Raw genomic sequence first — 3,819 nt, 5'->3', positions numbered from 1 at the left:
GACAGAAACCGTAGAGAAAAAATCTGGTAATAATAGTACTGATACTAGCAACAGTGGCAACACCAACAATGGAGCTACTACCAACCCTGCTGGCAGCAATAGCAACAGTGTGACACCAGATAACAGAGGCAATACTCCAGCCCCTGGTGTGACAACTGACAATAGTAGCAATACGACCCTTACTACTCCATCGTCTACTGTTGGACAGGCACAAGCAAGCACTTCGACTCAAGAAACGCCAGTTTCTACAAGCACTCCAAACAATTCAGGAACTACAGTGACTCCTAACGAGACTCGTCCTGTTGACAAGTCTGAGCTTGCTCGATTGGTTGAAGGATTGGAAAGTCGTTTGAAAGATTTGGATGATATAGATAGTACAACGCTTGAGTCAGCTAAAGCTCTTCTTACAGAGATTAAACAAGCTCTTAATGACGAAAGTTTGACAGAGTCCGATTTGCGTGATATTGTTAGAAGAGTGAGAGAGGTAATAGACTCCTTAAAAGGTGTGAAAGAAGACCAGCAAAATCAAGAAAAAGATCAGATGAAAGACGATAGTCAGACAACTACTGAATTTTCATATGTAGTAATGATTGGCAGTCTACTTGCCCTTCTTGGGCTCCTTCTCTTCCTCATCGCGCGTCGTAAGAAAGAGTCAGAACTCAAGAAATTGGTCAAGGAACTAAGCAAGCTTGAAGCAGAATTGGATTCTACAAATGTGGATACGAAAGTTCTCGACCAAGCACGAGAAGCTCTCGCTCAAGCAGTTGCTTTCCTAGCCAATGAGAAAGAGTCTGACCACACAGAAGACGAGTTGATTGAGAAACTCAAAGCGATTCTTGCTCAGCTAAGATAAGCGACATGTTGAAATATCGCAGGCGACCATAGAAGTTACTACATTGCTGGATAATGACGATAGGAAAAGTTAGTCGCAAACCTGTAGTGGGAATATACCAGCTTCTAGTGGGGAAGTGGTTCTGGGAACAGGACACCGTCTTTTAAATGGGAATGCTTCCTCCTCTAGTACAAGTAGAAGTCTTTGATGGTAGAGTAAGATAAAGAAGAAACACGAAACAAGTAAGATAGTTCATGAAATGGAACTGAAAATTGCTGGTGTGGACTCTTGAAGGAAGTAATGGATAGAAAGAAGTTGAAAAGCGTCTTTCTATCCATCTTTCTTTAGGAGTTGATGTAAGCGCTCTCTATCGCTTGGTTTTGTCAGATGATTGTGCTCTCCATAACCAACCATACGTATATCATATATAGTAGATTGAAATAAGATATGAACAAAGAGATTGAGAAAGTCAAATTAATTTCTAGAAATATTTTAGAATCCGTAGCCTACTATTCTAGGCTCAATATACTACACTTAAAAAATATTTCTATTGATTAATAGGGATTATTGTGGTATAATCTAGGTAGATTAGAAGTCATCAAAGGTGCAGCAATGTATAACTAGGTGACCTTTTTTCATATAGTGGAGACTGTTAGAATGAATGATGCCATATTTGAATTAACAAATTTCAAGGAATATATTCCTTGAAATATTGATATAGTTGATAAAATACGATTAGTTTATAATCCTGTGTTAGCACCTACTACGTTAAAAATGGCGATTGAACCTGCACTGACAGAAGAAGAATTGTATCAACATATGAAAGATAAATCTCATTGGGATTTTTCATATAATGTTGACGATGAATTTTATAAAAAGGATTGCGTAGATTTATGGTAAATTGGTTAATCGTCAGTATATTTTAGCTAAGTAAGCCTATTTATTTGATAGTTACCTTAGAAATTTCCTTCAAGAAATATTGGAGAGAATTGAAGTCTTTTTGAAAAAGAGTACCGCTGATACTCTGACGCTTGGATACCAAAAAACTATTTATATTTTTGAAGACGATGATTTATATTTTTCTGAACAATCTAAATACTGCAAGGATAACCCTAAACGTCAGGATACTGTCTTGAAAACAAAGTATCATTTATCGCGGTTTATTTTTGAAAAACAAGATGATTCCATAGTAAAGAATCAGATTAGACAATATGGTGTTGTGTTGCCTTGGACTGTTTTTCGTTTAATGACATTTGGAAATATATCATCATTTCTTGTCGCCTTACAACCAGGTTATCGAAATAAGGTTGCTGCTTATATTAGTTTGCTCTTGTATAAGGATGATAAAATTCCAGCTAAAATCTTATTGTCCTGGTGTAATGCACTTCGATATCTTAGAAATATATGCTCATATAATGGCAGATTATATGAACGCTTACACCATACCTTACCTGCTCTTCATCATTCTGATAAGGAGTTATTGGAGACAAACTCAGAGAATGATGATAAGACATTATTTATTTATTTTATAGCAATGAGACATCTTATTTTGTCCATGTCCCTAGAAACCCAGAATTTTTGGAATAAAAAATACAAAATTTACTAGAAGAAGGAAGTAGAGAACAAGTTGATTTGAGACACTACGGTCTTCCAGAGGAATGGGTGAACTTATTGACAATTAAGAATAGGATAATCTCTTAGATAGATAATTATTGGAAAGAATAAGATAGTATGGAGCTCTAGTATAAAACAAAATAAAGGGCACAAAACTTTTTTATTCTGTGTTGTGCCTTGAGTGAAACAAAAGGAATAAATTATAACAATGAAAAAAGTTGCCATTATCGGAGCAGGGATTGTAGGTGCAACAGCTGCCTACTACCTCTCGAAAGAAAGTGATCTAGAAGTAACCGTCTTTGACCATGGACAAGGTCAAGCTACCAAGGCCGCAGCAGGAATTATCAGCCCCTGGTTTTCCAAACGCCGTAATAAGGCCTGGTACAAAATGGCGCGTTTGGGGGCAGACTTTTATGTGGATTTGTTGGCTGATTTAGAGGATTCAGGGCAAGAAATCGACTTTTACCAACGTTCGGGAGTCTTTCTCTTGAAAAAGGACGAATCCAAGCTAGAAGAACTCTATGAACTAGCCCTCCAGCGTAGAGAAGAATCTCCCTTGATAGGGCAATTAGCCATTCTGGACCCAGCATCAGCTAATGAATTATTCCCTGGATTGCAGGGATTTGATCACTTGCTCTATGCTTCTGGTGGAGCGAGAGTAGATGGTCAACTCTTAGTGACTCGTTTGCTAGAAGCCAGTCAGGTCAAGCTGGTCAAAGAAAAAGTGACTCTGACACCGTTAGCATCAGGCTACCAGATTGGCAAAGAGGTGTTTGATCAGATTATTTTGGCGACGGGAGCTTGGTTGGGGGACTTGTTAGAACCCTTGGGTTATGCTGTGGATGTCCGTCCTCAGAAAGGACAGCTTCGAGATTATCAGCTGGCCCAAGACATGGAATTTTACCCTGTTGTCATGCCAGAAGGGGAATGGGATTTGATTCCTTTTGCAGGTGGGAAATTGTCCCTAGGAGCGACTCATGAAAATGATATGGGATTTGACCTAAGGATAGATGAAAACTTGTTACAGAAAATGGAAGATGTAGCCCTGCCTTGCTATCCTAGTTTAGTAGAAGCTACCAGAGCTGGTGAGCGTGTGGGAATCCGTGCCTATACCAGTGATTTCTCTCCTTTCTTTGGGCAGGTGCCAGAATTGGCAGGTGTCTATGCAGCCAGTGGACTAGGTTCATCAGGTCTCACAACTGGTCCTATTATTGGTTACCACCTAGCTCAATTGGTCAAAGGCAAGGAGTTGACTTTGAACCCTGAAAACTACCCAATTGAAAACTATGTCAAACCGGTAAAAAGCGAATAATACTCAATGAAAATCAAAAAACAAACTAGGAAACTAGCAGCGGGCTGCTCAAAGCACTGCT

Annotated in this window: 4 protein-coding genes; all 4 read left to right on the top strand. The window is 38.9% G+C overall.

Annotation, left to right across the window (positions count from 1 at the left end):
* Window positions 1–853, top strand: an 853-nt coding sequence (locus tag HT708_RS10530) for a hypothetical protein (RefSeq protein ID WP_188110821.1), incomplete at its 5' end; no start/stop codon positions are given.
* Between the two features lie 753 nt (window positions 854–1,606).
* On the top strand, window positions 1,607–1,732 hold the full coding sequence (locus HT708_RS12250) for a hypothetical protein (RefSeq protein ID WP_014017312.1): 126 nt from the start codon (window positions 1,607–1,609) through the stop codon (window positions 1,730–1,732).
* Window positions 1,733–1,811: 79 nt separating this feature from the next.
* A complete protein-coding gene (locus tag HT708_RS12030; RefSeq protein ID WP_226372039.1) occupies window positions 1,812–2,438 on the top strand; it encodes an Abi family protein in 627 nt (208 codons plus the stop codon).
* 216 nt (window positions 2,439–2,654) lie between these two features.
* Window positions 2,655–3,758, top strand: a complete 1,104-nt coding sequence (locus tag HT708_RS10520) for an FAD-dependent oxidoreductase (protein ID WP_171039319.1) — start codon at window positions 2,655–2,657, stop codon at window positions 3,756–3,758.
* The last annotated feature ends 61 nt before the right edge of the window (window positions 3,759–3,819 follow it).

It is taken from the genome of Streptococcus sp. 3613 (assembly GCF_013277375.1).
In the GTDB taxonomy this organism is placed as follows: Bacteria; Bacillota; Bacilli; order Lactobacillales; family Streptococcaceae; genus Streptococcus; species Streptococcus pseudopneumoniae.
The sequence above is the reverse complement of the archived record's forward strand: the minus strand, read 5'-3'. Positions and strand labels throughout refer to the sequence as shown.